The 26,774-nt window shown below is 70.4% G+C and carries 26 protein-coding genes; 9 read left to right on the forward strand and 17 right to left on the reverse strand.

Translation table 11 applies throughout. The features are described from left to right. Positions 1-2: 2 nt before the first annotated feature. From OH735_RS13380 to OH735_RS13395, 4 genes are all read right to left on the reverse strand, one after another. Positions 3-893 carry a biotin-dependent carboxyltransferase family protein gene (locus tag OH735_RS13380; protein WP_406381701.1) on the reverse strand — a complete coding sequence of 297 codons (891 nt, stop codon included), beginning with the start codon at positions 891-893 and terminating at the stop codon, positions 3-5. Further along, positions 890-1,528, reverse strand: a complete 639-nt coding sequence (locus OH735_RS13385) for an allophanate hydrolase subunit 1 (protein WP_406381702.1) — start codon at positions 1,526-1,528, stop codon at positions 890-892. The genes OH735_RS13380 and OH735_RS13385 overlap by 4 nt, the downstream gene beginning before the upstream one ends. Continuing rightward, positions 1,528-2,286, reverse strand: a complete 759-nt coding sequence (locus OH735_RS13390; RefSeq protein WP_406381704.1) for a LamB/YcsF family protein — start codon at positions 2,284-2,286, stop codon at positions 1,528-1,530. Before OH735_RS13390 ends, OH735_RS13385 begins: the two co-directional genes overlap by 1 nt. 103 nt (positions 2,287-2,389) lie before the next feature. After that, positions 2,390-3,295, reverse strand: coding sequence for a LysR family transcriptional regulator (locus tag OH735_RS13395; RefSeq protein WP_406381705.1), 906 nt, complete (start codon positions 3,293-3,295; stop codon positions 2,390-2,392). 150 nt (positions 3,296-3,445) lie between these two features. Here OH735_RS13395 and OH735_RS13400 point away from each other — a divergent pair, with 150 nt between their 5' ends. Continuing rightward, on the forward strand, positions 3,446-4,585 hold the full coding sequence (locus OH735_RS13400) for a diaminopropionate ammonia-lyase (protein WP_406381706.1): 1,140 nt from the start codon (positions 3,446-3,448) through the stop codon (positions 4,583-4,585). A 228-nt stretch (positions 4,586-4,813) separates the two neighbouring features. On the opposite strand, the gene OH735_RS13405 is transcribed toward OH735_RS13400, so the two are convergent. Continuing rightward, on the reverse strand, positions 4,814-5,446 hold the full coding sequence (locus OH735_RS13405; RefSeq protein WP_406381707.1) for an AraC family transcriptional regulator: 633 nt from the start codon (positions 5,444-5,446) through the stop codon (positions 4,814-4,816). 129 nt (positions 5,447-5,575) lie between these two features. Here OH735_RS13405 and OH735_RS13410 point away from each other — a divergent pair, with 129 nt between their 5' ends. Beyond that, positions 5,576-6,556 carry an MBL fold metallo-hydrolase gene (locus tag OH735_RS13410; protein ID WP_406381708.1) on the forward strand — a complete coding sequence of 327 codons (981 nt, stop codon included), beginning with the start codon at positions 5,576-5,578 and terminating at the stop codon, positions 6,554-6,556. A gap of 320 nt (positions 6,557-6,876) precedes the next feature. Here the strand turns inward: OH735_RS13410 and OH735_RS13415 are convergent, their stop codons facing one another. Then, entirely contained in the window at positions 6,877-7,911 is a 1,035-nt protein-coding gene (locus tag OH735_RS13415; RefSeq protein WP_406381709.1) for a hypothetical protein, read from the reverse strand. 252 nt (positions 7,912-8,163) lie between these two features. Between OH735_RS13415 and OH735_RS13420 the strand changes: the two genes are divergently transcribed. After that, the gene (locus tag OH735_RS13420; protein ID WP_406381711.1) at positions 8,164-8,475 is read left to right on the forward strand and encodes an ArsR/SmtB family transcription factor; all 312 of its coding nucleotides are present in this window, start codon (positions 8,164-8,166) and stop codon (positions 8,473-8,475) included. Positions 8,476-8,561: 86 nt separating this feature from the next. After that, the gene (locus OH735_RS13425; RefSeq protein ID WP_406381712.1) at positions 8,562-9,833 is read left to right on the forward strand and encodes an MFS transporter; all 1,272 of its coding nucleotides are present in this window, start codon (positions 8,562-8,564) and stop codon (positions 9,831-9,833) included. A gap of 26 nt (positions 9,834-9,859) precedes the next feature. Here the strand turns inward: OH735_RS13425 and OH735_RS13430 are convergent, their stop codons facing one another. Beyond that, complete coding sequence (locus OH735_RS13430; RefSeq protein ID WP_406381713.1) at positions 9,860-10,669, reverse strand: LPXTG cell wall anchor domain-containing protein; 810 nt, start codon at positions 10,667-10,669, stop codon at positions 9,860-9,862. 542 nt (positions 10,670-11,211) lie between these two features. After that, on the reverse strand, positions 11,212-13,989 hold the full coding sequence (locus OH735_RS13435; protein WP_406381714.1) for a CDP-glycerol glycerophosphotransferase family protein: 2,778 nt from the start codon (positions 13,987-13,989) through the stop codon (positions 11,212-11,214). 152 nt (positions 13,990-14,141) lie between these two features. On the opposite strand from OH735_RS13435, the gene OH735_RS13440 reads away from it, so the two are divergent. After that, positions 14,142-14,585: a 2-hydroxyacid dehydrogenase gene (locus OH735_RS13440; RefSeq protein WP_406381715.1), complete on the forward strand. Its 444-nt coding sequence runs from the start codon at positions 14,142-14,144 to the stop codon at positions 14,583-14,585. 289 nt (positions 14,586-14,874) lie between these two features. Continuing rightward, the gene (locus OH735_RS13445; RefSeq protein WP_406381716.1) at positions 14,875-15,705 is read left to right on the forward strand and encodes a hypothetical protein; all 831 of its coding nucleotides are present in this window, start codon (positions 14,875-14,877) and stop codon (positions 15,703-15,705) included. A gap of 158 nt (positions 15,706-15,863) precedes the next feature. On the opposite strand, the gene cpt is transcribed toward OH735_RS13445, so the two are convergent. Together cpt and OH735_RS13455 are read right to left on the reverse strand one after the other, a co-directional pair. Continuing rightward, positions 15,864-16,397 (reverse strand): chloramphenicol phosphotransferase CPT, encoded by a 534-nt coding sequence (gene cpt, locus OH735_RS13450; protein WP_406381717.1) that lies wholly within the window; start codon positions 16,395-16,397, stop codon positions 15,864-15,866. A gap of 19 nt (positions 16,398-16,416) precedes the next feature. Beyond that, entirely contained in the window at positions 16,417-16,761 is a 345-nt protein-coding gene (locus OH735_RS13455) for a hypothetical protein (RefSeq protein WP_406381718.1), read from the reverse strand. A 358-nt stretch (positions 16,762-17,119) separates the two neighbouring features. On the opposite strand from OH735_RS13455, the gene OH735_RS13460 reads away from it, so the two are divergent. Further along, positions 17,120-17,467, forward strand: a complete 348-nt coding sequence (locus OH735_RS13460) for a hypothetical protein (protein WP_406381719.1) — start codon at positions 17,120-17,122, stop codon at positions 17,465-17,467. A 70-nt stretch (positions 17,468-17,537) separates the two neighbouring features. On the opposite strand, the gene OH735_RS13465 is transcribed toward OH735_RS13460, so the two are convergent. Genes OH735_RS13465 through OH735_RS13475 form a run of 3 tightly spaced genes read right to left on the reverse strand, consistent with a single transcriptional unit; the run spans position 17,538 to position 20,440 of the window. Continuing rightward, complete coding sequence (locus OH735_RS13465; RefSeq protein WP_406381720.1) at positions 17,538-18,104, reverse strand: hypothetical protein; 567 nt, start codon at positions 18,102-18,104, stop codon at positions 17,538-17,540. Between the two features lie 60 nt (positions 18,105-18,164). After that, a complete protein-coding gene (locus tag OH735_RS13470) occupies positions 18,165-18,911 on the reverse strand; it encodes a TetR family transcriptional regulator (protein ID WP_406381721.1) in 747 nt (248 codons plus the stop codon). Next, positions 18,908-20,440, reverse strand: a complete 1,533-nt coding sequence (locus tag OH735_RS13475; protein ID WP_406381722.1) for an MFS transporter — start codon at positions 20,438-20,440, stop codon at positions 18,908-18,910. Before OH735_RS13475 ends, OH735_RS13470 begins: the two co-directional genes overlap by 4 nt. 203 nt (positions 20,441-20,643) lie before the next feature. Between OH735_RS13475 and OH735_RS13480 the strand changes: the two genes are divergently transcribed. Next, positions 20,644-20,946 (forward strand): hypothetical protein, encoded by a 303-nt coding sequence (locus OH735_RS13480; RefSeq protein WP_406381724.1) that lies wholly within the window; start codon positions 20,644-20,646, stop codon positions 20,944-20,946. Positions 20,947-21,059: 113 nt separating this feature from the next. On the opposite strand, the gene OH735_RS13485 is transcribed toward OH735_RS13480, so the two are convergent. Beyond that, the gene (locus tag OH735_RS13485; protein ID WP_406381726.1) at positions 21,060-22,445 is read right to left on the reverse strand and encodes a DUF445 domain-containing protein; all 1,386 of its coding nucleotides are present in this window, start codon (positions 22,443-22,445) and stop codon (positions 21,060-21,062) included. Positions 22,446-22,591: 146 nt separating this feature from the next. Here OH735_RS13485 and OH735_RS13490 point away from each other — a divergent pair, with 146 nt between their 5' ends. Then, positions 22,592-23,842 carry an SGNH/GDSL hydrolase family protein gene (locus OH735_RS13490; protein WP_406381727.1) on the forward strand — a complete coding sequence of 417 codons (1,251 nt, stop codon included), beginning with the start codon at positions 22,592-22,594 and terminating at the stop codon, positions 23,840-23,842. Positions 23,843-23,965: 123 nt separating this feature from the next. On the opposite strand, the gene OH735_RS13495 is transcribed toward OH735_RS13490, so the two are convergent. The 3 genes from OH735_RS13495 to OH735_RS13505 all read right to left on the reverse strand — a co-directional run bounded on the left by OH735_RS13495 (position 23,966) and on the right by OH735_RS13505 (position 26,771). Beyond that, positions 23,966-24,655 (reverse strand): DUF1707 domain-containing protein, encoded by a 690-nt coding sequence (locus OH735_RS13495; RefSeq protein WP_406381728.1) that lies wholly within the window; start codon positions 24,653-24,655, stop codon positions 23,966-23,968. Between the two features lie 119 nt (positions 24,656-24,774). Continuing rightward, on the reverse strand, positions 24,775-25,857 hold the full coding sequence (locus tag OH735_RS13500; protein ID WP_406381729.1) for an ATP-binding cassette domain-containing protein: 1,083 nt from the start codon (positions 25,855-25,857) through the stop codon (positions 24,775-24,777). A 68-nt stretch (positions 25,858-25,925) separates the two neighbouring features. Beyond that, positions 25,926-26,771 carry an ABC transporter permease gene (locus tag OH735_RS13505; RefSeq protein WP_406386546.1) on the reverse strand — a complete coding sequence of 282 codons (846 nt, stop codon included), beginning with the start codon at positions 26,769-26,771 and terminating at the stop codon, positions 25,926-25,928. Positions 26,772-26,774: the final 3 nt, after the last annotated feature.

Here is a 26,774-nt window from a genome sequence, read left to right on the forward strand (position 1 = left end):
CCTCATCCGCGTACGAACCGCACGCCCTGGCCGGGGCGCAACTGGGCGACGACGGACATCGCCCCCTCCCGGACGACGGCGATCACGGGGTAACCGCCGGTCACAGGGTGGTCGGGTCCGAAGAGAGTGAGCCGCCCACCGGGCGGCGCCTGAAGTGACCCCGCGACCACGCCCTCACTGGTGAGCTCGGAGTGGATCCGCCGCGGCAGGGCCGGCCCGGCGAGCTGGACGCCGACCCGGTCCGAATCCGGCGTGACCTCGAAGCGGCTCTTGAGCAGGGTCCCCACTGCCTCCGGCTCGAACCAGTCCGCCCGCGGCCCCAGCCGGACCGGCAGCCGGACGTCGTCGGCCGGGTCGGGAGGCGGTGGCGCGACCACGAGGTCGGCGACGGGCAGTCGGCCCTGGGCGGGCCCGATGCCGAGTGTGGCGCCGGCCCGCAACCTCTCGGGCCCCAGGCCCGAGAGGCGGTCGGTCGAGCACGACCCGAGGACCGGTGGCACGCGGATGCCCCCGCGGACGGCAACATAGCTGCGCAGGCCGTGACGTGGCCTGCCCAGCGCGACGACCTCGCCGGCGGCCACGGAGAGGACCTCGTGGGTCCACCGCCGCCGGGCGCCGGCCCTGACCGGCAACGGGGCACCGGTGACCGCCACGAAGGACGGGGTGTCGCAGGTGAAGGCCAGACCGCCATTGGTCACCTCGACAACGGGAGCCGACTCGTCGTTGCCGAGGACCCGGTTCGCCAGGATCATCGCCGGGAGGTCGGCGGCGCCGGCGCGCCCGACGCCGAGGTGGGCGTAGCCAGGGCGGCCGCGGTCCTGGACGAGCGACAGCATGCCGGGCTCGACCACCGTCAGCCGGCCGGGCGGCCGGAGCCGCGCGAGGCTGGTCATGGCGCGACCTCCCGGAAGACGACCTGGTCGCCGGGCAGCAGCAGTGACGGCTGTTCGGCGCTGGTGTCCCACATCGGGACGTCGGTGTGTCCCAGCAATTGCCATCCGCCCGGCGAGCGCCGGGGGTAGACGGATGAGAACTGTCCCGCCAGCGCGACCGCGCCGGCGGGTACGACCCGTGGCTCCGCCCGCCGCGGCACGTGCAGCCGCGGGTCACCGCCGACGAGGTAGGCGAACCCTGGCGCGAAGCCGCAGAAGCCGACCCGCCAGGGGGTCGAGGTGTGCGCCGCCACCACCTCGCGCTCCTCCATGCCGCAATGCTCGGCGACCCAGGCGAGGTCCTCGCCGTCGTACCGGACGGGCAACTCGAGCACGCGCTGGGACTCCTCGGCAACGTCGGGCACGTTGATCTCGCGCAGCCGGGCCTCGACGTCCGCCATCGAGCCCGACCGGGGGTCAATCAGGACGAGCAGGGTGTCGAGGGCCGGGACGATGTCGACGACGCCCGCGACCCGCGCCGCCCGCACGGCGGCGGCGTAGGCGTGCACCAGGCGGTTGTCCGGCAGCTCCAGCAGAAGCCCCGTGTCACCGCAGGGCCGCAGGGTGGGCGTCGTCCGCACTGCGACAGCCCGCATCAGCCGATGCGCACCAGATCGACATCTGCCGCCTCGAGGGCCTTGCGGGTCGCCCGGGCGATTTCGACGGAGCCGGCGGTGTCGCAGTGCACCAGGATCGCCTCGGCGCGGATCGGGATCCGGCTGCCGTCGATCGCGGTGATCTCGCCCTGCGTGACCATCTCGACCGCGCGGGCCGAGGCCTGGGCCGGGTCGGACAGCATGGCGTCGGGCTCGGTGCGCGGAACCAGCAGTCCCTGCGGGGTGTAGGCGCGGTCGACGAACGCCTCCGCGACCATGTTGAGCCCGGCCTCCTGCCCCAGGCGCCAGGTCTCGGTGCCGACCTGGGCGAGCAGTGGCAGGTCCGCGTTGTACTCGCGGGTGGCGTCGACGATGGCCTGCGCGTGCTCGGTCACGGTGGCGGCCGCGTTGTAGAGGGCACCGTGGGCGCGGATGTAGCTGATCTTGTCGCCGGCCGTGCGGGCGAAGACCTCAAGGGCGCCCATCTGGTACAGCAGGTCGTCGGTCAGCTCCTGCCGGCCGCAGGCGATGAAGCGGCGCCCGAAGCCGTGGAGGTCGCGGTAGCTGACCTGGGCCCCGATAGCGACGTCGTTGGCCACCGACAGCTTGCAGGTGCGGCGCATGATGCCGGGGTCGCCGCCGTGGAAGCCGCACGCGATGTTGGCGGCCGTGACGACGTCGAGCAGCGCCTCGTCATCGGCCAGCTCCCACCGGCCGTAGCCTTCGCCGATGTCGGTCGTGAGCGCTACCTGAGCCATGGACGATCTCCCATTTCGGTCCTGTGCTGCGGCCAACTGCACTGCTCTACGAGGCCGATTATGAACCGAGGGAAGCGTCCAGGAACAGCATCTGGGAGTGCACTCAATCCGGCAACGGAACTGCCGAATGCAGCGTCCGGAAGGCCGACCGCAGCTCCCCCCGGACGAGCCGTAGGGAAGGGCGCCGCTCGGTTCCGCGGCGGGTCAGAGTCAACAGGGTCCGCGCCGCGCCGGTCGGCAGCCACCGCAGGCCGTCGCGGGCACGGGCGGCGACGAGGGCCGGCAACATACCGGCGGCGAGCCCGCGTTGGATGAGCTCCAAGTGGACCAGAAGGTCGTTACTCTCGTAGCGCACGTCCGGCTCGAAACCCATCCGGCGGCAGGTGAGCTCCGCCCACTCCCGCGACGCGCTCCCCCGCGCCTCCATCACCCACGGGATCCGTCCCCCCTCGACGCTGAACGCGCGACCTTCGAGGAGCGATTCGGCCACGACGGCGGACAGGGAGTCGTGACCAAGCTCGTGCCGGTGGGTCTCGGCCGGGATCCACGGCTGCACGCCGGGATACTCCTCGGCCACGACGAGGTCGAAGTCACCGGCGAGCAGGGCGGGCACCGCTCGCTCCGGCTCTGCTTGGACGAGCTCGATCCGCAGCCCCGCGTGGGAGTCCTGGTTCGCCAGCACCTGAGGCAACAGGAGCAGGGCGGCGCTCTGGAAGGAGGCCAGCCGCAGCGTGCCGGCCACCTGGCCGGAGAGCTCGCGCAGGTCGGCTTCCGCCTGCTCCATCTCCGCGAGGAGGCGTCGGCCGTGCTCGGCCAGGCGGACGCCCGCCTCGGTCAGCCGCAGTCCACGGCCCACCTTGACGACCAGGGGCGTGCCGACCTCGCGCTCAAGCCGACTGACCTGCGCCGAGACTCCCGACGCGCTCATGTGCAACGCATCACCCACCGCGGCGAGGCTGCCCCGCCGCTCCAGCTCCACCAACAGGCGAACCCGCCGCATGTCCAGCATGCACCCACCCCAATCCCGATCCCAACCCCAATCCCCCATCCCAATCGGCATCAATCATGCCGGGTCGACTCCACAAGCCGATGCTTATCGTTTGGCTCCGGACTGCCTAACTTCGTTCCTGTGACCAATTCACGTGCTTCCCTTTCATCCGTGACCGGAGCGGTATCCGGCGCCGTGCCGTCAGCCCCGGCCCGGTGGACGCCGAACCGGCATCGCAGTGGCGGCGCTCCCTATCGGTCGGCCCCTGACGCGTCCGGGCCTGTCCGACTGTCGTTCCACCGGCACCTGCCGTCCTACGCCGTCACGCCGCTCCATGACCTGCCGTCGGTGGCCGCCGACCTCGGCGTCGCCCGGGTCGCGGTCAAGGACGAGTCGTCGCGGCTGGGTTTGCCCGCCTTCAAGATGCTCGGCGCGTCCTGGGCGGCCTACCGCGCGCTGGCGGCACGCTACGGCGAGCCCAAGGAGCCGACGGTCGAGGCGCTCCGCGCGCGGATCGAGGGCAACACGCCGGTAACACTGGTCACCGCCACCGACGGAAACCACGGTCGCGCGGTGGCGCGGATGGCGTCGCACCTGGGGCTCGACGCGATGGTGCTGATCCCTGACGTCGTCTCGGAGGCCGCGATCCAGGCCATCCGCGACGAGGACGCCGACGTGCGCGTGCTCGCCGACGACTACGACGCCACGGTGCGGGCGGCCGCCCGGCTGTGCGAGGACTCCGCCGGCCTTCTCCTGGTGCAGGACACGTCGTGGCCCGGCTACGAGACGGCGCCCCGGTGGATCGTCGACGGTTACGCGACGCTCTTCGAGGAGGCCGTGGAACAGCTCGGCGGCAGCCCGGCGCTGCTGGTGGTCCCGGCCGGGGTGGGCTCGCTCGCCCACGCGGCGGCGCTGCACTGTCAACGCAACCCCGGTTGGCGGGCAGTCACCGTCGAGCCGGAGGCGGCACCCTGCATCGCGGCCAGCCTCGCCGCCGGCCACTCGGTCACCACGCGGACGAGTACGACGACCATGGCCGGCCTCAACTGCGGCACCCCTTCGTCGCTCGCGTTCCCCGACCTGCTCGCCACCTTGGACGGCGGCATCTGGGTGACCGACGCCGAGGCGGCCGAGGCCGGCGCGCGCCTGGCCGACGCCGGCATCGACTCCGGCCCGTGCGGTGCGGCCTCGCTGGCCGCCTTGCAGTACCTGAAGGGCGCCGAGGCCACCGAGCACCTGCTCACCCCCGACAGCACCGTCGTCCTGCTCAACACCGAAGCCGCGCCCCGTAAGAGCGTTTTGCCCGAGTGAGTTGGGTCCCGTTGAAGGCAGCGAGGATGCGGGGGTAATCCGGGTCTCTGCGGGGTATCCGGTAGTCCGGTCCCTGCTGAACTTCACTCCGCCCCCAACTGGCGCTGAAGAACCTCGACGACTTTGCGAAGCTCCGCCGAGTATCAGCAGAGATGGCGCTCGAATTGGTCCCGAATGGGGGACTCGACTGATACATGGCTCGCCCGAGCGACTCCCAGGCAGTGCGGTCTACTGCGTGATCCCGGTGACGGCCGTGAAGACCCGGCTCAGGTGGTGCGGTGACGCGCCCACGGTCCGGCCCAGCTCCTCCAGCCCGATCGTCGGTTCGGCGGCCAGCACGGCGCGCGCGTCGTTGGTGAGACGCCGACGGGCGGCGGCGGAGGCGGGGCGGCCCGAAGCGGCGCGGGCCGGGGCGAGCCGCGCGAAGACCGCGGCCGACAACCGGGCCGTGTACTCGCCGAGTTCGAAGGAATCAGCGCCCTGGCGGGCGCTGGAGAGCAGCATCCGGTGGGCGAGGGCCAGCTCTGGCGTCACCATGACCAGGCCCTCCGGAACGGTGGGGTCGCCGCCCAGCAGGTCCGCGACCCGGGGCTCGGACAGGACGATCTCGGTGAACGTGTCGGGCCCCTGCGGATGCGCGAACTGCTGCTCGGTGCCGGGACGTTCGACGTACACGCTGGCGGCGTCCACCACGTGCTCGACGCCGTCGGCCCGGCCGCGCAGCACCCCGTCCCGCAGGAGTACCAGGCCGAACACCGGAGCGGGCCGCAGCAGCGACCAGCCGCGCGTCGTGCTGCCGCAGCGCACATCGGTGAGGTGGACGTCGTCCTCGCGCAGGTACACCCGTCGGTCCCCGGCCATTCGTCCATCGTAGGGCGCGGCCCCCTTGCCCAGGCCCCTGCGAACCGGACACGAATGTACAAGCTCCGGCGTGCCGGGCCCCCACACGATGGTGGACACCACCAAAAACCGACTGCGCAGGGGGAGCCCATGACCCACCGTCCCGTTCCGTCCAACGCGCCGACGACGGACAACTCCACGAGCCGCCGCAGAGTCCTGCTGGGCGCCGCCACCGTGGGCATCGGCGCACTCACCGCGTGGGCCGGCACGGGCGGCACCCACACGGCGGCCGCATCCCAGCGCCGCACCGGCACCGCGCACATCGTCTCCCGCCGCACAGGCCCCTACGAGGTACTGGCGCTGCTGGACGCCCACGGGACCTTCCCCGGCAAGCGGCAGGACTGGTTCCCCGACGCCGGCGACACGGACTGGGCGCGCGCGGAGCGGCTCGACCCCGCCGCCTTCGGCCCGGGCGACACGTGGGAACTCGACTTCCGCTGCTACGCCGTCCGCAGGCCCGGCGGCCGCGTCACCCTCGTCGACACCGGTATCGGTCCGGTCGGCAGCCCGGCATCGGGCTGGGCCCCGGTGCCGGGCCACCTGCCGGCGGTCCTCCGGCTCGCCGGCATCGAGCGGGACGATGTCGACACCGTCGTCCTGACCCACCTCCACGAGGACCACTACGGCTGGACGGTCGACACCACCGGTACTCCCTTGTTCCCCAACGCCCGACATGTGGTCCAGCGGGCGGAGATCGCGGCCCTTGCCGCCGACGACAGCGCCATGACCTACGTGGTCGAGCCCCTGCGCCAGGCCGGACTGCTGCACCGTATCGACGGGCGAGTCAGAGTGCAGGGCGGCCCGGGCCGCTCGTCACTGACCGCGGTGCCGACGCCCGGCCACACCGCCGGACACCAGTCCGTGCTCGTCGACGGCGGCCGGGGGCGCATCATGATCACCGGCGACGTCCTCGTACACGCTGTCCAGCTGGCCGACCCGAGCGTCGCGTACCGGCTGGAGAGCGACCAGGCCACGGCCCGCCGCACCCGGCAGAATCTCCTTGCCGACGCCCGCGATCGCGGCCACCTCCTGGCCACCGTCCACCTGAACCAACCGTTCCTCCGCCCCTGACGGGCGCCCCGGTCGAAGTGTCCTGAAGTTTCGCCGTTGCGCGGCGGCAGGTTGCCTGGTCGCTGACGCGGGCGGGAATTGCTTGATGATCTGCGGGTTTTTGTCGGTGGTGGTTCGGCATTGTGATGTCAGCGGGCAGGTGTCTGACTCTCTGCTGTTCAACGGGTGAGGCGGCCGGAACGGTAGCCGTCGGCGCCCGCGCCACGACGCGGGCGGCACAGCGAGCCGGGTTCGGCCGCTCACTGCGGCGGGGGGTGCTTGGCGTCGTCCGTGTCCCGCCCGGCGTTGAGTTCGCCTTCGGGCAGGCCGTGCCACGCGGGTCACGCCTCGGTCGGTAGGGGTGTTGGTGTGCCGTTGATTCGGGCGATGCGTTCGCGCCAGGTGAGGGGTTCGGTTTCGGGGTGGGCGGCGGCGTGGCGGCAGGAGGGGCATTCGGATTCGCCGTACAGGGGGCGGAAGACGTGTGGGTCGCCGGGGCCGGTGCATTCGGTAAGTTCGGGCAGGGGTGGGCGTTTGTAGGGCTGGTGCTGGACGGGGGGTTCGGGGAGTTTCTGGATGAGGCGGTAGCGCAGGAAGCCGACGGCTGAGCGGACGCCGTTGTCGGGGGGTTCGGCGAGCAGGGCGTGGCGCAGGTCGGATTCGCTCATGCCGCGCTCCAGCCATTTGACGGCTTCCACGGCGAGGGCACGGGCTTCGCGTAAACCCAGGTGGAGTTCGCGGCGGGAGTGGCGCAGGGAGAGCAGGACCCGTTCCGCCTTGGCGAGTTGAGCGGGGAGCGGTGTCGAGTCCGGTGGGGTCGGTTCGGGTGCCGGTTCGGGGGTGGGCTTGGGTGCTTGCTCGGGCTCGGGCTCGGGCTCGGGTTCGGGGGGTGGGTGGGGAGTGGTTTTATCACTGTGGTCTTCTGCGGGTTTATAGCCACCGGCCGTCCGAGGAGCCGGTTTTCCGACCGTCGGGAAGTGCGCACTCGGCGGCCCGATCGCGGGCGCGGGCGCGGGTGCGAGTACGGGTACGAGTGCGGGCGCGGGTGAGGTGCCTCGCAGGTGTCGTGCCTGCTCACTCGTCAGGGGGTTGTTCGCGACGAGTTGCTCGGTCAGCCAGCGGCCGCCGTCGCCCTGGCTGCGCCACTCGTGGACGTACCCGTGCTCGACGAGCTGTGACTTCGCCTTCTGGTACGCGCGTCCCTTGATGCCCAGCTTGCGGGCGAGTTCGCTCAACGGCTTGTACGTGGCATCGTCGGGCAGGCCCTGGACGTACAGGAGCAGGATCTTCGCGTCACTGCTCAGACGCGAGTGACGTACGACATCGTGCGATGCCTTCGTATAGCGCGCGGACGGCGCGATAGCATGACGCAACATTCCCGGTGGCTCTCTTCCACTGGTGGTGTAGGCCCTCGGATGGTGTTCCAGCACCGCCGGGGGCCGCCCTATGTGCACAGTGACGCACAGAGTGTGATGATTTCGTCACCGTACCGCATCACTCCCATCTCCCACCACGCGAACGGGACTTCGAGCCACTGCCGCAGCGGTCGATTCAGTCAGCTTGACTTGCCCCTACATATCGAGAAAGCTAGATGTGTTCCTATGAGCCGCACAGAGAGGTGAAGACCGGTGGATCCCCTGGCCGTACACAAGGCGCTCGCCAACCCCGCGCGCCTGCAGTTCATGCAGTGGCTGAGGGAGCCGGAGAAGTACTTCGACGAGGACTCCTACCGACAGCAGGGGCTCGGCTTCCACATCGGGGTGTGCGTCGGCGACATCCAGAAGCGTGCCGGGCTGGCGCAGTCGGTGGTGTCCGGTTACTTGCAGACCCTGAAGGACGCGGGGCTGCTCACCTCGGAACGCATCGGCAAGTGGACGTACTACCGGCGCAATGAGTCGGTGATCGCGGAGTTCGCCGCACACGTCCGCGACGAGCTGTAGACCCGCCCGGATCCCACGCCTGAGCCCTTCCACAGCTTCTCCCCAGTCGCATGTATCTACTTTTCCAGATTTGACGAAAGGTCGCCATGAGAAAGGCATCCCTCACCGTCCTGGTGCTCGCCCTGGGCGTGTTCGGGATCATCACTACCGAGATGGGCATGGTCGGCGTACTCCCCCAGGTCTCGGCCGAGCTCGGTGTCCAACCGTCCACCGCCGGCTGGCTCGTCGGAGTGTTTGCCCTGGTCATCGCCGTGTCCGGGCCGTTCACCACGCTGCTCGCCTCCGGCATCGACCGCAAGAAGATACTTGCTGCCGCGATCGCGGTGTTCGCCGTGTCCAACGCCGTCTACGCACTCACCACGCGGTACGAGGTGATGCTCGCCTTCCGCGTCGTTCCCGCCCTCTTCCATCCCGTGTTCTTCGCCGTCGCGCTCGCGACCGCCGCACGGCTGGTGCCCGCCGAGGACGCCACCCGGGCCACGACCACCGTGTTCGGCGGAGTCACCGTCGGCTTCGCCTTCGGGGTGCCGCTGACCTCGTACCTCGCCGAGCACGTGTCCCTGGCGTCGGCGTTCTGGTTCGGCGCGCTCGTCAACCTGATCGCGTTCCTCGGCGTCCTGCGGTTCGTCCCGCCGATGCCGGTCGGTCAACGGGTCTCCTATGGTGCCCAGTTGAGCGTTCTGAAGCGCTCCCGGTTGTGGCTGACCATCGCGTCGGTCGTCCTCGTCTTCGCAGCGATGTTCTCGGTCTACGGCTACTTCGCCGAGTACCTGGGCCAGGTCACGCACATGGACGGCACTTGGGTCAGCGCCATGCTGATGGCGTTCGGCATGGTGATGGTCCTCGGGAACTTCGCCTTCGGTGGGCTGTTGCGGCGCAACCTGATTCGCACGGTGGTCGGCTACCCGGTGCTGTGCCTGCTGGTGTACGTGCTCCTGTACGCCGTGGGCCCGCTGTTCGCACCGATGGTCGTGGCCGTGCTGGTCTGGGGGGCCGTGCACTCGGGCGGGCTCGTCGTGAGCCAGAGCTGGCTGGGGCGGGACACCGTCGACGCGCCCGAGTTCGGCAACAGCCTCTTCATCTCGTTCTCGAACCTCGGCATCACCGTCGGAACCGCGGTCGGGGGCTGGGTCCTTGCCGCGTACGGCGCCCGTCAACTCACCTGGGCGGGGACGGGATTCGCCGTTGCCGCACTGATCGTCACAGCTCTGCGGCTGGGCCTGGACGGTGTCGGAGGCCGACAGGCGGCGCTCACCGATCCGGACGTAGGGACACTCGGAGAGGTTCGAGTCCGAGACGGCCGGGCCACCGCCCCGGCCGGGGCGATCCAGCGCACGACGGTGCCCCCGCGCTCGTGACTGCTGAGCACGGGGGCACCGGTGTGTCAGTGCTGCTGAGCCTTGCGGCGGCGGATCACCAGGAAGCCGCCGGCCGCGACGAGCGCTGCGGCCACTGCGGACAGCAGGGCAACAGGCGCGCCGTTACCGGTCTCAGCGAGGTCGCCGCCGGTGTTGGCGGACGGCGACGACGAGGCGGCGGCCGAAGCCGCAGCCGACGGTGCCCCGGTGGTGCCCTCGGGGGCGGACGAGGCGCCCGCCTCGCCCGGCTCCGTCGGGGTGGACGGGGTGACGGACTCCGACGGGGTGACCTCACCGGGCTTGCCACCGCCCGGCTTCTCGCCGCCCGGCTCTTCACCGCCCGGCTCTTCACCGCCCGGCTTTTCACCGCCCGGCTCTTCACCGCCCGGCTCTTCACCGCCGGGCTTTTCACCGCCGGGCTTCTTGTCGTCGTTGCAGTCGACCCAGAAGACCTTGTGCTTGGCCTTGCCGTGCTCGCCGTCGAAGTTCCAGAACAGCTTGTAGTGGCCGTCGGGCAGGGACTGGTCCTCCGAACGGAGGTGACCCTTGCCGTCGAGCGTCAGCGAACCGGTCTTCACGATCTCGCCCTTGACGTGGGCGGTCGGGGCCCAGGCTTCGATGCGCCAGTTGGCGTTCTGGCCGGCATCGAAACCGAAGGCGTCGAGATAGAAGGTGCACACGTGAGGCTCGTTCTTACGAAGCTCCTCACCGGTCGCGGCATCGTGGATCTTCACGGTGCCGTTGTCGCCGGGTGCGGTGGCGTACGCCGTAGGGGCAAGCAGCAGGGCCGCGGTAACTGCGGCCGTGAGCGTGCCTGCGGAAGCAACTGTGCGCATGGGCAATCCAACGGTTGATTGAAAGGGCTGCCGTGGGGGGTTGATCGATCAGCTTCCTGCGACTGGGCGCGCCCCGTCAATGCACCTCTGACCACTTGTGTCACATGGTGCATCGCTTGTCCCATTAGTCCCGCATAACGATTGGGAACCGCACCCCGGCCGGCTGCGGCGCAAGGACGCCGGGCAGCCCCGGCCTTGGGGTCGTGGCAGCGGCAGAGGCGGAGGAACGCTCGGCGCCACCGTCGGAACACCGACATCGACCGACCTCAACAGACAGGGACCGAACCAGGGCTGATGCGCTCTCAAAGTCCTCTCCTGCCACCTGAGAGCAGCCCACGCGCTCCGGCGGCGGACCCGTGCGCGCGCCCAACTCGCCGCCTGGATCCGCGGCCACTGGAGATCGAAAATCTTCTCCACCACGTCCGGGACCGCACCTTCCCCAGCTATGAAAATCTTGGAAGACCCAAGAGATGCGCGTCACGCCCTCGCGCCGCGCGTCACATCCGCGCAGGGCCGGTCCCGCCCGGCCCTGCGCGGCACGCTCAGCCGTCGGTCGGGGCTGCGGCGTGCGGTCCGCCGACGAGCATGCGGTCTATGACCCGCGCTGTCGCGAGACCGTCCCCGGGCTCGCAGAAGTCCCTTATGAACTGAGCGTACTTCTCCCGGTACTCCGCTTCGACGGCATCGACGTCGCGCAGGGCCTTGACCAGGTCTTCGGAGGTCTCCAGCAGCGGGCCGGGCGCCCGGGTGGTGAGGTCGAAGTACAAGCCGCGCAGCGTGTCCCGGTAGTGCTCCAGGTCGTAGGTGAAGAGCAGCATCGGCTTACCCGAGTGCGCGAAGTCGAAGAACGCCGAGGAGTAGTCGGTGACCAGCACATCGGCGACGAGGTACAGATCGGCGATGTCCGGGTAGCGGGTGACATCCCACACGAAGCCCCGGCCGGCACCCGGTACGTTGCCATGGACCCTCGGGTGCTTGCGGAAGAGCAGCACATGGTCGTGACCGAGTTCGGCCTGGGCCGCGGCCAGGTCGATCCGCAGATCGAGTTTGTACAGCTTGCTCGCGTGCTTCTGGTCTTCCCGCCAGGTAGGAGCGTAGAGCACCACCTTCTTGCCCTCGGGCAGGCCGAGCCGCTCCCTGACCCGCACGGCCCGCGCGTCGCGGTCGGGGGCGTGGAAGACGTCGTTGCGCGGATAACCGCTCTCGAGCATTTCGCCTTCGATGGTGTACGCCCTGCGCATGATCTCTGTGGTGTACGCGTTCGGCGACACCACGAAGTCGAACTGCCGGTAGCTGTGCGGCAGGCTGGCGATATAGGCGGGATTCGACTTGGTAGCGCCTTGGAGGTCCTTGCCGATCTTCTTCAGCGGCGTGCCGTGCCAGGTCTGCACGACCTGCTGCCCGGGGCGGGTGACGAACCAATCGCCCACCGCCGAGTTGACGACGACGTAGCGGCTGCGCGCCAGTGCCTCGTACCACTCGCGGCTGCGCAGGCCCACCACACGCGCTCCCGGCGGCATCTCGGGCAGCCCCCCGTCCTGGGTCCAGATGTGCTCGACGTCGACCCCCCGGCGCACCAGCTCCTCGTAGACCGCCCGCGGCGAGTCCGAGAACTGCTTGCCGCTGAGGCTCATGTAGAGCACCGCGTCGCGCAAGGGGAGCTCGCGCTGCTCGTGGAAGTACACCTCGCGCAGCATGCGCTGCCGGTAGGCGCCGTGCTCACCGGGGCCGAGCAGCCGTTCCGGCTCGATGAAGATGCGGTCGAAGTGGCGGCGGTCCACGGTGTAAGCACGCTGCGGGCCACTGAAGCACATGGGCAGCTCCTGCACCTGCTCCGGACGCAAGGTCACCGGGACGTCCTCGGACTTGTCCCAGGCGTCCGCGTCGCGGAAGTACAGGTACCAGCGACCGGGGCACAGGGGCAACTCGGGACCGTACGCCTGCGGGGCCGCCTCGGGGTTGATCCGGATCGTGAACCGCCCGTCGGCAAGCTCGACCGGCAGTTCCTTCTCCTCGAAGCGGACCCCGTGCCGCAGGATGACCTTCTTCCCGACCGCTTCCTCACCGGGATACGTACCCTCGAGCACCAGCTCCCCCGACCCCGTCACGGTCATCGCGTCAACCACGGGTCGGACGGCTCGCGTTGCCAGCACCAGCCTGCCGGGCCCGTCGCGGTGGACGGCCAGCTCGCGGCCGGGGGCAAGCCGGTGCCTGCCGGTCGTGAAGCCCTCGGCGAGGAGGGCCGCCTGGCCCCGGCCGTCGGCTCCCCTCAAGGTCACCTTGAATTGCCGGGTCTTGGTTCCCGGCAGGTCGTTCGTGGCCAGCCGGGCAAGACTGAAGACCGACTGGTAGCGCCGGAACGCGTCAGGGGAACCGGACAGGGGAGTGAGCGGGCTGTCGAGTCCGGTGTCGCCTTCGACGACGCTCATGGCGGTGGGGGCCTTGGCGCCGCTCCGCGCCCTGGTGACCAGTCGCAGCTCGCCGTCCGCGACGGTGCAGGACTCGACCTCGACAGGGGGCTGCTGCACCGTGATGCTCACGGCATTCTTGGTGAAGCCGACCACGAGACGTGAGCCGTCCGCCAGATGACGAACCTGGTTGTGCCCGGCCGTGCCCGCGTCGTGCTGGCGCACCCGCGCGCCGTAGATCCCGCCCGGTCCCGCGATCCCGACCTGCAGAAACCACTGGCCGGCACCGTGTTTGGCGAGCTCGCGCAGCCGACGAGCAGAGACGACGACTTCGAAGCCCGTGTGGTCGTAGCAGTGCAGGGCCTGTCCGGAGGCGACGGTGGCCTGCTCGCTGCGGGTGCGGCGCATGCGCAGTCTGATGCGGCGGCCGGTCTCGCCGTCCTCCAGCACCGCGAATCGGCCGATGACGCGGCTCGATGGACGCGGCAGGTTCGCGACAAACGCGTACCCTTCCCATACCAGATCGTCGCCGCGCCAGCCGACCGAGGTGAGCTGCGCCGTCACCGGCAAGTCGCGATGCGCGAGCGCGGCTATCCGTTCAGGCAGCGTCAGGCCCCGCAGCCCCGGCAGCACCAGCCGGGGGCGCCGGGCGCCTGCCACGAGGAAGCCGCCCGGGTCCCTGCGCTGGTGCCGGACCACCTCGACAAGATCCTCGGCGCGCCCCTCGGCAGCGAGATACCATATGACGCGCTCGAGCGGAGGGAGGTTGGTGAGCACCCCCTCGCCGTGGATGTCGAGCAGTTCCCGCGCAGTGGCACGCAACTCCTCGCGCTCGTCCTGCGAGCTCTCGGGAAAGTATCGCAAGATCCTCCGCACTCCTGCCGACGTGAGATCGGCGAGAGACTGCGCCATGAGTAACGCCCTTCATTAACGTGCCAGTAAAATCTAAGCAATCGCACGTTAACCGAGTCACTCGTGTGCCGCACGCTTCGCGTGATAACAGTGCGGGCACATGCAGCTTGGATCCGCTGCCCCAGGCCAGGACGTGCCGCAGTAGCCGCAGGATGCTCCAATCGCTGTCGACGGAAGCAGCCATGGAGAACAGGTCGGCACGGCTGACGACGACCGAGCCAACGCAGGTCGGGCAGGAGGAACTGCTCGAAACCGCCGACGTGGTGTTCCTGTGTCTGCCGCTGACGCCGGAAAGCCACCATCTGCTGAACCGGCGGACGTTCGCCCTGATGAAGCCCACGACGTACGTCGTCAACATCTCCTCGGACGAACTCATCGATCCGCAGGCGCCGGCGGACGCTCTGCACAACGGCACCATCGCCGGAGCGGGCCTCGATGTCATCGGCTCGCCTGCTCCCTACACCGGGCTGCCCAACACCGTACTGACACCGGCCCACGGCTGGTACACCGCCGAGAGTGTGCACCGGCGAGCGGACACATGGATCGGCACGGTCGAAAGTGCGCTGGCGGGCCAACCGGCCCACCGGATCGTCTGACTGGGGGGTTGGAATGAGCGTTTCGCCTGCGGAACTACTGCGTCTGCACCGTGAGCTGGACGGCACCTCGCGTACGAACAAGTCCGGCCGGTTCCTGTCCGGCTGGCAGACCGCACACCCGTACGCGGGCCGGTATCGCCCGGCGGGGTGTTTCCGGAGACCGGTCGTCGGTGCGGAATGTGACTTCGAGTCGGTCGCGCCGACGCGTCGATTTCCGGCCACAACACAACACCCCTTACGCTGCAACATATCGGTCACCAACGGTCGGCCGGAAGAGAAGGGCGACAACATGACCTCCGAGACCAAGACACTCGACACCATCGAAGCCACAACTGCCGTACTGCAGGCGGAACTTCCGCGTCTGGAGCAGCACCAGCAGACCCTCGAAAAGGAACTCGCGACAGTCACCGAGCGCCTGGAGTCGGTGCGTACCGCGCTGACGGCTCTGCGTGTGCTGTCCACTGCTCCTGTTCCCTCCTCGAACACGGAGGCGGAGGACATCCGGGCCGAGGGCACCAAGGTTGCGGACGTCCCGGCGGGGGGCGTGACGGCAGAAGCCGAGGCCGGGGCGGAGAGCGTTGTCATTGCCCGGATTCCGCATCAGGCGCAGGAGTCCATCGACACCGCAGTCCGGGCAGAAGCCCCGCAGGAGCAGGCAGCGGCGGCGGCTCCGGCGCGCCGCACCGCCCGTAAGACGTCCGCACCCAAGGCCGGCAAGCAGGCTCCGGCCAAGCCGAAGAGCACGGGCGGCCAGGCCAAGAAGGCCGTCGCCGTCAAGGACACCAAGGACACCAAGGCCGCTGCCAAGCCCGCCGCCAAGCCCGCTGCGGCCGGCAAGACCACCAAGGCCGCCACCAAGCCCGCCAAGGCCAAGGCGCCGAAGAAGGCGGCGCCCGCCGCACCGGCCGTCGACGACAGCGGCAGCCTCACCGAGCTGGCCATGAAGGTACTGGCGAAGTTCGGCGACACGCCCGTCCGCGCCCGCGAAGTCACGAAGGCGCTGGGGCGTGAGCTCACCCCCAACAGCATCAACACGGTACGCAGCACCCTCGACCGGCTCGTCGCCACCTCCCGGGCCCACCGCGCCGGCCGTGGTCTCTACCAGGCACCCGCCAACTGACTCCTCCCGCAAGGGCATCAGAAGCAATCGTTCAAAACCGCCCCCGTCACGGCCCGCTGGCCGTCACGGGGGCGAAGGCCGTCACGGTCAGGGCTGCAACCCTGCGAACTGTAGTGCTGTGGCTGGAAATGATCAGTGGGGTGGTGGGCCGCGCCCGGTCACTCCACGTGGGCGGCGATGATCCGCGCACACTCCATGGACTCGCTCCGCGTCGTGTCCACCTCCAGGTCGTAGGTCACGCCCCGGTGGACCACGTCCGCCTGTGCGGCCGCCATGCCGGGGACCCGGTCACCTCGCGCGATCTCCCGGGCCGCCGCGACAGCGCTCTCGCACCGGACACCGACCCACAGCACCCGCAGCTCCCCGAGTGCCTTCTGCCATCGCTGCTGGGAGGCCGCGCCGCCGAGGAACACCTCGTCGACGATGACTCCGGCTCCCCTCCGCGCCATTGTGGCGACGCCCTCTATCCACGCCGTCTCCAACGTACGGAACTCGGGACCGACGATGACCTCCCCGTCGGGAGTGAACTCGATGCCCGCGTCCGAAGCGCGCATGGCCGCAGGCATCGCGTCGACCAGTGTGTCGACACCGAAGGTCAGCCACGAGTCCGGCAACACCGCCTGAAGGCACCGGGCGATCCCGGACTTCCCCGAGCTGGAGCCGCCGTTGAGCACAATCATCTGCGTCTTCATCGGGCCACACTAGGTGTATCTAGGGCTTGTGGTCCGGCACTGACTCGGGCAGTCCTGCGTACCAGCCCTGGACGGCCAGCCAGAATCCGGCCAGCACCACGGCGACGAGCGCGACGCGGCCTGCGTAGCCGGCAACGGACGGCCTGCTCATCCATCGCCGGGGCAGCAACCACACTGACAAAGCGGCTACCACTCCGACGAGAACGGTCAGCGGAAGCTCCGCGTACAGCACGCTCCAGTCCGGCCCTGCTTCGAATCCGGCGCGCGCCCGGGGTTCGGCATCCGCGGCCCATCCCAACAGCCCTACGAATCCACCGGCCAGGGCCACCCCGGTACCACTCAGCGCTTCAACGTTTTCCCTCACGATCACTAGAGACGTCGGCTACTGCGCGGGAGTTCCCGGAGAACCGCACGATTCTCCGTCGCGAGACAGGAAGGCATCCGGTCCGGTCAACCCCGAACATCTCCACTGCTCCAGCTGGAGCGCGGAGCGGAATGCCGTAGTACTTGGCCGCGTACTTCAGCGCGCCGAAGCCGCCCATCGACGGCCCCCGCCCCTCGGTGGTCAACTCCGCAGGTCGCACACATGACCCACATGGCCGTCGGCAGAACCGATTCGGCAGCTCCCGTCCGGGTGACAGCACCCCGCATTCGGCAGCAACCGCAGGTCAGCAGCTCACACTTGGGCCGTTTCCGCTTCCCCCCCGCACAAGGAGTGCCCCATGCGTCTTCGTTCCACCGTGGCTGCCGCCTTCGGCGCGCTCGCGCTCATCGTGGCCGTGCCGGCCTCGGCCGGTGCGGCCTCCGGTGACTTCGCGTACACGTACACCGGTCTCGACGGCTCGCCGCGGCTCGGCTTCCTCATCGACCCGCCGAGCCTGATGTGCATCGCCCTGCCCGAGGTCGCCGACCCCGCTTCGTCGAACCCGGCCCACAGCCCGTGGAACTTCACCGACTCCAGCGCGACGGTCTTCACCGGCGCCGACTGCCTGGGCGACTACTTCACCCTCCGGCCCGAAGGCGGCCACGCCTCCAGCCGGCTGAAGCTCCGCTCGGTCGTCTTCAGCTGATCCCCTCCCCCCCGACCCACCCACCCCGGTACGAGCCGCGCCGCGCTCGTGCCGGGGTGGTGTCGTCACGTCAGCGGTAGTCCTTCGGGTGGCCCTGCATCCAGGTGTTGATGCGGTCGCGGGTGCCGATCAGTTCGGAGCGGTGCTTCTCCAGGTTGTCCGTGGAGGTGTCACCGTTCAGCGTCCTGCGCAGGTCGCTGATCCGGGCCAGCGGCTCCTTGAAGTGGGCGGGGCCCTGACCGTCCGCCTTCATCGCCTTCTCCAGACGCACCAGTTCGTCGTGGACCCGGCCCAGGAAGTATGCGCAGTTCGACGATCCCGGGGTGCAGGTGTCGTTCAGCGTGGCCTGGAGGCCCGCGAAGGCGTCGCGTACGGCCTCCGGTCTGTTGGCAGCCTCCTCGAGCGCTGCGTTCGCCTCCGCGGCCGCGCTCGCCGCGTCCGAGGCGCTCCGCTCGGCGGCGCCGACCTCGGCCGCCTTGGCCATGGCCGACGCGTTCACGGACGGCGCGACGTACGGGACGTCGTCACCCGGCCCTTGCGACGTGGTCGCGCCGGTGCAGCCGGCCAGGGCCGCCCCGAGAACTGCTGCCGCGGCCATGGCCGTTGCGGTGGCGCGCACATTGGTGCGGATAGACATGAGGCCCCCCTCGTCCGGATGGCCCAGACCATACATGCCCGGTCCGGCGCCGCCGGTCCCTCACCCCGTGATCAGGGCCTGCACCGCGGGCGCGTACAGGTCCGCGATGTGTTCGGGAGTGGCGTCCGCTCCGGCGCCCTCGCGGTGGAGGCTGAGGGTGGCGCCGAGGCCGAGGAGGTGTCCGGCGATCAGTTCGGCGCGCAGGGCGGGTTCGGGGCCGGGGAGGCGGGCGGCCAGGGAGTCGGTGACCTGCTCGTGGAAACGGTCCCGCAGCAGGGAGCGTTCGTCGCGGTTGCCGAGCGAGAAGACGACCCGCAGCAGTGGGTCGGACTGCAGTTCGCGACGGCGGCGCACCAGCGTCACCACCATGTGGCGGCCCAGCATGTCGAGGGGGGCGTCGAAGAGTTCGGCGGCGGCGGCGGGGCCGAAGTCGGCGACGGTGTTGAAGAGTTCTTCCTTGCGGCCGAAATGCTTCACGACCAGGGACGGGCTCACTCCGGCGTCGGCCGCGATGCCCCTGATGGTCACGTCGGCGTACGGACGCTGCGTGAACGCCCGGCGCGCGGCGCGCAGGATCGCGTCCCGGCCCGTGCCCGCATCGGCGACGTCGGAGGTGGCCGTGGCGGTGGCCGCGCCGGTCGTGGTGGCCGTGGTGGCCGTAGCCGTGGCCGTGGCGGAATCGGTGGCCGAGGTACGCGCGGTCGCCGTGGTCGGCTCCGGTCCGGGGGCCGGGGCGGCGGCGATCGGTCCCGGCACCGGTCCTGGCGCCGGCGCCGGTCCGGGTACGGTGGCCTGGCCGCTGATCATGCGCCCTCCTGGGTCTCCCGGATCTCCTGGACCGGCATCGTCCGCACACCGTCCTTCCGGTCGCCCGCGACGTTGCGGCTGTTCCCTTCGACCGTACCCGCACCCATCGCCACGGGCTTACGGCCGCCCGGCAGACACAGCGTGACCAGCAGCGCCGCGAACGCCGCGCCCGCCGCGATCAGGAAGACCACCTGGTAGGCGTGGAGCGTCGGGGCTGTCCTGCCGCCCGCCACGAACGTGATGCCGGCGAGGACCGCGGCCACCGTCGCGCTGCAGAAGGCCTGCCCGATCGACCGCATCAAGGTGTTGAGGCCGTTGGCCGCGCCCGTCTCGCTGACCGGCACGCCGCGCATGACCAGCGCGGGCAGCGCCGAATACGCGATGGCCGTGCCCGAGGCGACGACCGTCGCACCCGCGATGATCAGCCAGAGGCTGTGGCTGGTGAAGTACCGCACCACGTATCCGGCCGCGATCACAGCCGCCGCCAGCGCCAGGCTGGCCTTCGGGCCGTACCTTCCGGAGATCCGCGCCGAGACCGGCGAGAGCGCCACCATCATCACGCCACCCGGCAGCAGACACAGCCCGCTGACGACGAGCGAGGCGCCGAGCCCGTACCCCGTCGCCTTCGGCTCCTGCACCATCTGCGCGGTGACCAGGGAGTTGGCGTAGAAGGCGAAGCCGATCAGCAGGGCGGCGACGTTGGTGAGCAGGACGGCCGGGCGGGCCGAGACCCGCAGGTCGACCATGGGCGTCGGCACGCGGAGCTCGTACGCTCCCCAGAGCAGCGCCACCACCACGGCGGCCGCCAGCAGACCCACCGTACGGGCCGACGTCCAGCCCCAGTCGGCGCCCTGGGTGACCGCGAGCAGCAGACAGACCAGGGCCCCGGACAGCCCCAGCGCGCCGATGGCGTCGAAGCGGCCACGGGTGCGGAGCGAGGATTCCGGTACGCACCACAGCACCAGCACGATGTCGATGACGCCGATCGCTCCCGAGACCCAGAACATCGTGTGCCAGTCGAAGTTCTCGACGACGAGCGCCGCGACCGGCAGCCCGACCGCCGCGCCGATGCCGAGCGTCGAGCTCATCAGCGCCACGGCGGACAGCACTCGCTCGGGCGGGAGTTCGTCGCGCAGGATGCTGATGCCCAGCGGGACGACGGCGAGCGCCGCACCCTGCAGGGCGCGGCCGGTGATCAGTACGCCGATGTGGGAGCTGACCGCGCACAGGACCGAACCCGCCACCAGCACCACGAGCGAGGCGATGAGGACGCGCCGCTTGCCGTACATGTCACCGACCCGGCCCAGGACGGGCGTGAACACGGCGCCGGTGAGCAGGGTGACGGTGACCAGCCAGCTGGCGGCGGCCGGGGTGGCGCCGGTCAGGGCCGGGATGTGCGGGAGCAGGGGTACGACGATCGTCTGCATCACCGCGACCACGACACCGCAGAAGGCCAGCACGCCGACAGCGAAGCGGGGGTGTGGGGCCTCGTGCGTGGCGGCGGTCGGGGCGGGTATGTCCGCGGGCATGGCTCTCCGTACGGTGCTCGGCGGCAAGGGTGTCGCGCGCGGGCGCCGGGCGCGAGGGCACGACGCAGGGGTGTACATGCGTTCACCCCCAGGGTAAACGCATGTACACCCCCTCGGCGAGCGTTTGTCCCGGCACCGCGTTAGCCTCGAAAACCCGGGCTCCGGGCCCGGACGACTCGGACAAGAAGGCGAAGGTGGCTGCGATGGCGAAGGTTCCGGCAGCGGCGGTGGCGGCAAGCGGACTGGTCGGCGGGTACGCCGTCGCACGATGGACCAAGAAGCGGCCGCTGGGCGGGGTCGCCCTCGCCGCCGCGGGCAGCGTCGCCGCGTACCAGTGGAACCGGCAGGCCGGACCGCGCGCGGCCGTCGGGCTGACCACCGCGTATGTCGCCGCGTTCGCCGGCTCGCACCCGCTGGCCAAGAAGGTCGGCGCCTGGCCCGCCGTGTTCACCGTCGCGGGAAGCGTGGCCGCCGCGTCGTGGGCGGTCACCCGCCGGGCCGCCTGAATCACGTACGGGAGTACGAACCGGGCCGCCTGAATCACGTACGGGGGTACGAAGCAGGGTACGAAGCAGGGGCGGGGGCTCCGAGAGCCCCCGCCCCTGCTGTCCGGGCTCCGCTACGCCCCCAGCGCCCGCGACACCGTATAGATCAGCAGCCCCGCCAGCGCACCCACCACCGTGCCGTTGATCCGGATGAACTGCAGGTCACGGCCGATGTGCGCCTCGATCTTCTTCGACGTCTGGGCGGCGTCCCAGCCCGCGACCGTGTCGCTGATCAGCGAGGTGATCTCCGCGCGGTACGTCGTGACGACATAGACCGCCGCGTCCTCCAGCCAGCCCTCCAGCTTGGCCTGCATCCGCCCGTCCGTCGCCAGGCGCGCGCCGAACGTCAGCAACGAGGCCCGGGCCCGCAGCCGCAGCTCGCTCTGCTCGTCGTCCGCCGCCGTGATGATCATCGTGCGTACGGACGACCAGGCCGAAGCGATGACCTCCTGGACCTCAGCGCGCCCCAGGATCTCCGACTTCAGCCGCTCCACCCGCGCCCGGGTGTCGTCATCCGTCTGGAGGTCGGCCGCGAAGTCCGTCAGGAACGTGTCGATCGCGGCGCGCGCCGGGTGCCCCGGCATGTCCCGCATCTCCGTGACGAAGCGCAGCAGTTCCTTGTAGACCCGCTCCCCCACCCGCTTGTCGACGAACCGCGGCGTCCAGCCCGGCGCCCCGCCCTGCACCGCGTTCATCACCGAATCGCCGTGCAGCACCAGCCAGTCGTGGGCGCGCACACAGATCAGGTCCACCACCCTGCGGTGGCCGCCGTCGGCGACGATCTTCTCCAGCATCTTGCCGAGGCCCGGAGCGATCTCCGCCGCGTTGGCCCGCCGGGTGATCGCCTCACCCACCACAGCCTGCACATCGGAGTCCCGCAGCACCGTCAGCGCGCCGCGCAGCGCGGTCGACAGCTCCGCGGTGACCCGGTCGGCGTGGGCCGGCTCGGCCAGCCAGGCCCCGACCCGGCCACCGATACCGAGAGCGTGTATGCGGCTGCGTACGACATCACCGGAGAGAAAATTCTCGCCGACGAAGGAACCCAGCGAGGCGCCGAGCTGGTCCTTCTTGGTGGGGATGATGGCGGTGTGCGGGATCGGCAGGCCGAGTGGACGCTTGAACAGCGCCGTGACGGCGAACCAGTCGGCCAGCGCACCCACCATCCCCGCCTCGGCGGCCGCGGCGACGAAACCCGGCCAGCCGCCCACACCCTCGTTCTTCGCCCAGGTGGCGAGGACGTACACCAGCGCGACCAGCAGGAGGAGGCCCGTGGCCGTGGTCTTCATCCGGCGTACGCCGCGCCGCTTCTCCTCGTCGGCCGCGGTGTACGCGAACGAGGCGAGGGAGGCCGGACGGCCACCACCGGGCACCGGACGGGCCGCACCCACCACCCGCTCCCGGGCACGCTCCTGCTGCCCCGCACCCTGTTCCCCGGGTCCGGTCCGATCGATCCGTTCCATCCGCTCCACCCGTCCGCGTACGCATCGCCCCCGGTGTCCCGTACGCATTGTCCCTACCTGTCCTACTCTCGGGCCGCACGTCGAGTTCCCGACGCCCTGCCTCATCATGGGATCAGCCCGACCGACCGCGAGGAGAACCACCGCCCATGCCCAGGCGCCAGGGGTACGCCCTGCTCATCACCCTCGTGGCGGGCACCGCCGCGCTCGCCGCCGGGGTGGCGTTCGCCGGATCCCTGCTCTTCTCCGGCTCCGGCGCCCGGTCGCAGCGGATCGCCGCACCCGACCCGCGGGGCGTCGCCCGTACGCCCGCCGCACCGGCCCACTCCACCGACCTCTGGCTCGGCACCTGGGCGGCGGCCCCCACCGCCGGGGTGATCGACACCTACCACGACAGCGACCTGAGCCGGCGCACCATCCGTAACGTCGTGCACACCAGCATCGGCGGCGACGCGGCCCGCATCACCCTCTCCAACCTCTTCGGTACGTACCCGCTGGTCATCGACCACGCCACGGTGAACACCCGCCCCGTGACGTTCCGGGGCGCGGGCGCCGTGACCGTCGCCGCGGGCGGACAGATCGTCAGCGACCCGGTCCTCGTCCCGGTCGCCGCCGACTCCGATCTCCTCGTCACCCTGCGCACCCCCACCGCCGAGGGCCCCGTCACCGTCCACCCGGGCAGCCACCAGACGTCGTACGTGGAGGACGGGCACGGCACCTGGCGCACCGCCGACTGGCGCTACCTCACCGCCGTCGACGTGCGCAACGGGTCCGCCGCCGGAACAATCGCCGTGATCGGCGACTCGCTCACCGCGGGCACCGGCTCCACCCTCGACGCGAACAGCCGCTGGCCCGACGTGCTCGCCGACCGGCTCGGCGGCCGGTACGGAGTGGTCAACGCGGGCATCGCGGGCAACCGCGTCCTGCGCGACGGCCGCGGCGTACGGGCGAGCGCCCGCTTCGACCGCGACGCACTCGACGTCGCCGGGGTGAAGACGGTCGTCATCGCACTCGGCATCAACGACGTGCAGCAGTTCCCGCAGGAAACCGACCCGCAGCGCATCGTGGACGCCCTGCACTCCCTGACCCGGCGCGCCCACGCACGAGGACTGCGGGTCGTCGGGGCGACGCTGACGCCGTACGAGGGGTTCCACACCTGGACCCCCGCGCGCAACGCCGTACGGGAACGGGTCAACGAGCTGATCCGGGCGGGCGGGGTCTTCGACTCGTTCATCGACTTCGACGAGGCGGCCCGCGACCCGTTCCACCCGACCCGGCTGCTGCCCGCGTACGACTCCGGCGACCACCTCCACCTGAACGACACGGGCTACCGGCGGCTGGGGTCACGGGTGGACCCGGCGGCCCTGCACCACGGCGGGCCCGCCTCGGACCAGTTCTGACGGCGGGTCGGGGGCCGGCCGCGAGAGCGTGGGCACGGGCCGCACGCGGGCACCTGTGCACGGAGCCGCAGAATCCGTACCCCGCCCGGCAGCGGCGGAATCCGCGTCATCCGGAGAGGAATGCTAGTAGCGGTCTCCCTCGCCCTTCTCCAGCCGGCCCCGCTCGCGCCCGCGCTCCCGCTCCGCGTCCTTCAGCCGTTGCTTCTCCGCCTTGCTCCGCTTACGTGTCACGCCGACACCCCCCATCAGCGCAAGCCCGGTGATCCGCACCCGCGGGGAGTCGGGCGAGGGCGTGCCGCCGTCATTCGAGCAGCGGTCCCCGAAGCCGCCCATGATGCCGATGCCCCGGACCTGGACATTCAGCTCCGGCGGGACCGTCACATGCATACCGCCCATGATCGTGATGCAGCGGATGACCACCTCGCGATCCTCGAAGTTGGCCTCGCGCAGGTCGATCTCGCCGCCGCCCCACATCGCGAACGCGGTGAACTTCCGGCCCACCGTCCAGTTTCCCCGACGGCCGAAACCGCCCCAGAACGCGAACGCACCACCCGACGTGGCGGGCTTGCCGATACGGTCCGCCCAGCGCACCGCCGAACCGGTCGCCGGGCCTGCCGGGGCCGACCCCAACGGGGCCACCGCCGCGCCCGGTACCGGGAGGTCACGGAGGAGCGGTTCCAACTCCCCGTGCGTACGCGCCTTGTAGGCCGCATCGAGCCGGTGCTCGAACTCGTCCATCTCCAGCCGGCCCTCGGCCACCGCCTCGCGCAAGGTCTCGGCGACTCGCTCGCGCTCGGCATCGGAAGCACGCATGTCCGGGAGGTCACTTGTCATACGCTCAGCCTATTGAACGCCCACGCTCCCGTCACCGATCCACCGATCCACCGATCCCCCGATCCATCAATCCGCCGATCCATCGCATCCGCATGCGCCTACCTGCCGCCTGCCGACTCGTACATCTTCGCGATCACGGCCTCGATGTCCGGCTCCCGCACCGACAGGTCGACCAGGGGATACTCCGCGGCGATCCGGGCGACCAGCGGCGCGGCCGACTCCGAGGCCGGGAAGGCCAGCCACTGACGCGGCCCCTCCACCTTCACCGTGCGCACCGAGGGCTCCGACTCCAGCCTGATCGGCGGCAGTTGGCGCTCCAGATCGACGACCAGCGTCCGTTCACTCTCGCCCACCTCGTGCAGCCCGGCGAGCGCCCCGTCGTACATGAGCCGCCCGTGGTCGATCACCATCACGCGCTTGCAGAGCTGCTCGATGTCCGTCAGATCGTGGGTGGTGAGCAGCACGGTCGTACCGCGGTCGGCATTCAAGTCCCGCAGGAATCCCCGGACTTTGGCCTTGGAGACGACATCCAGGCCGATCGTCGGCTCGTCCAGGTACAACACCTCGGGATCGTGCAGCAGCGCCGCCGCGATGTCCCCGCGCATCCGCTGCCCCAGCGACAGCTGCCGTACGGGCACGTCCAACAGCTCGTCCAGGTCGAGGAGTTCGACGCAACGTCCCAGATTCTCGCGGTAGCGGGCGTCGGGAATCCGGTACATCCGGTGCATCAGCCGGTACGAGTCGCGCAGCGGCAGGTCCCACCAGAGCGTGGTGCGCTGACCGAACACCACACCGATCCGGTGCGCCAGCCTCGTCCGCTCCCTGGACGGGTCGATGCCCGCCACCCGCAGCCGGCCGCCGCTCGGGGTGAGGATGCCGGTCAGCATCTTGATGGTGGTCGACTTCCCGGCGCCGTTCGGGCCGATGTAGCCGACCATCTCGCCGCGCGCGACGCGGAAGCTGATGGAGTCGACCGCCCGCACCTGGCGACGTTCACCCCGCATGAAGCCGGTCCTGCGACGCACGTCGAAGACCTTTTCGACGTTGTCGAGCTCGATGAAGTCGGTGCCGGTGCCAGTGCCGGTATCGCTGCCACTGTGGTGGTCGGTGCCGGATTCGCTGCCACTGTGGTGGTCGCTGCCGAAGCCGGTATCGCTGCCACTGTCGGTGTCGGTGTTCATGTCGTCCGGTGCCCCTGCCCCTGCCGTTGTGTTTGCTCTGCCCTGCTCTGCCCTGCTCCGGTGTTTCGTCAACTGCCCGTGCTGCGGTACGCGCGCAGCCCCACGCGCCAGGCCAGGCCCGCGAGCACCCAGCACAGGCCCGCCACCACCGGAGGCAGGAACGCCACCCAGTCCGGCAGGTCCAGCGGATAGTCCCGGCCCAGCACGTACAGCGCGGGCAGCCAGTTCACGAATGCCAGCGGCACCACGAACGTCACCCCGCGCACCAGGTCCTTCGCGAAGATCGACGGCGGGTACTGGAGCAGCGTGTTCCCTCCGTACGTGAACGAGTTCTGCACCTCCGAGGCGTCCTGGGCGAAGAACTGGAACGCCGCCCCGGCCACGAACACCGCCGCGAAGATCGCCGCCCCGCTCAGCAGCATCAGCGGGATCATCACCAACTTCAGCGGCGTCCACGCGATGTCCAGCGTCACCAGCGCGTACCCGAGCACCAGCCCGCCCTGGGTGATCCGCCCCAGCCTGCGCAGCGCGAACCGGTCCGCAGCGACCTGGGCGAGCACGGGCACCGGACGTACCAGCAGCGTGTCCAGCGTGCCGTCGCGCACCCGCCGCCCGAGCCGGTCCATCGACCCCAGCACCAGGTCGGCGAGGCCGAACGCGGTGCCCGCGGCCCCGTACAGCAACGCGACCTCCGGCAGCGTGTAACCGCCCAGCGCGTCCACGTGCGAGAACATCAGCAAGATCGCGACGAAGTCGAAGGCGGTCGCCACGAAGTTCCCGAACGCCGTCATGGCGAACGAGGCGCGGTACGCCATCGTCGAACGCAGCCACATCGCCGCGATCAGCCCGTACGCCCGGACTCCCTCGACCAGCCTCGACCGCTCGACGAACACCACCCCGGGCGCATCCGCCACCCC

This window comes from Streptomyces sp. NBC_01618 (assembly GCF_045209435.1).
Classification (GTDB): Bacteria; Actinomycetota; Actinomycetes; order Streptomycetales; family Streptomycetaceae; genus Streptomyces.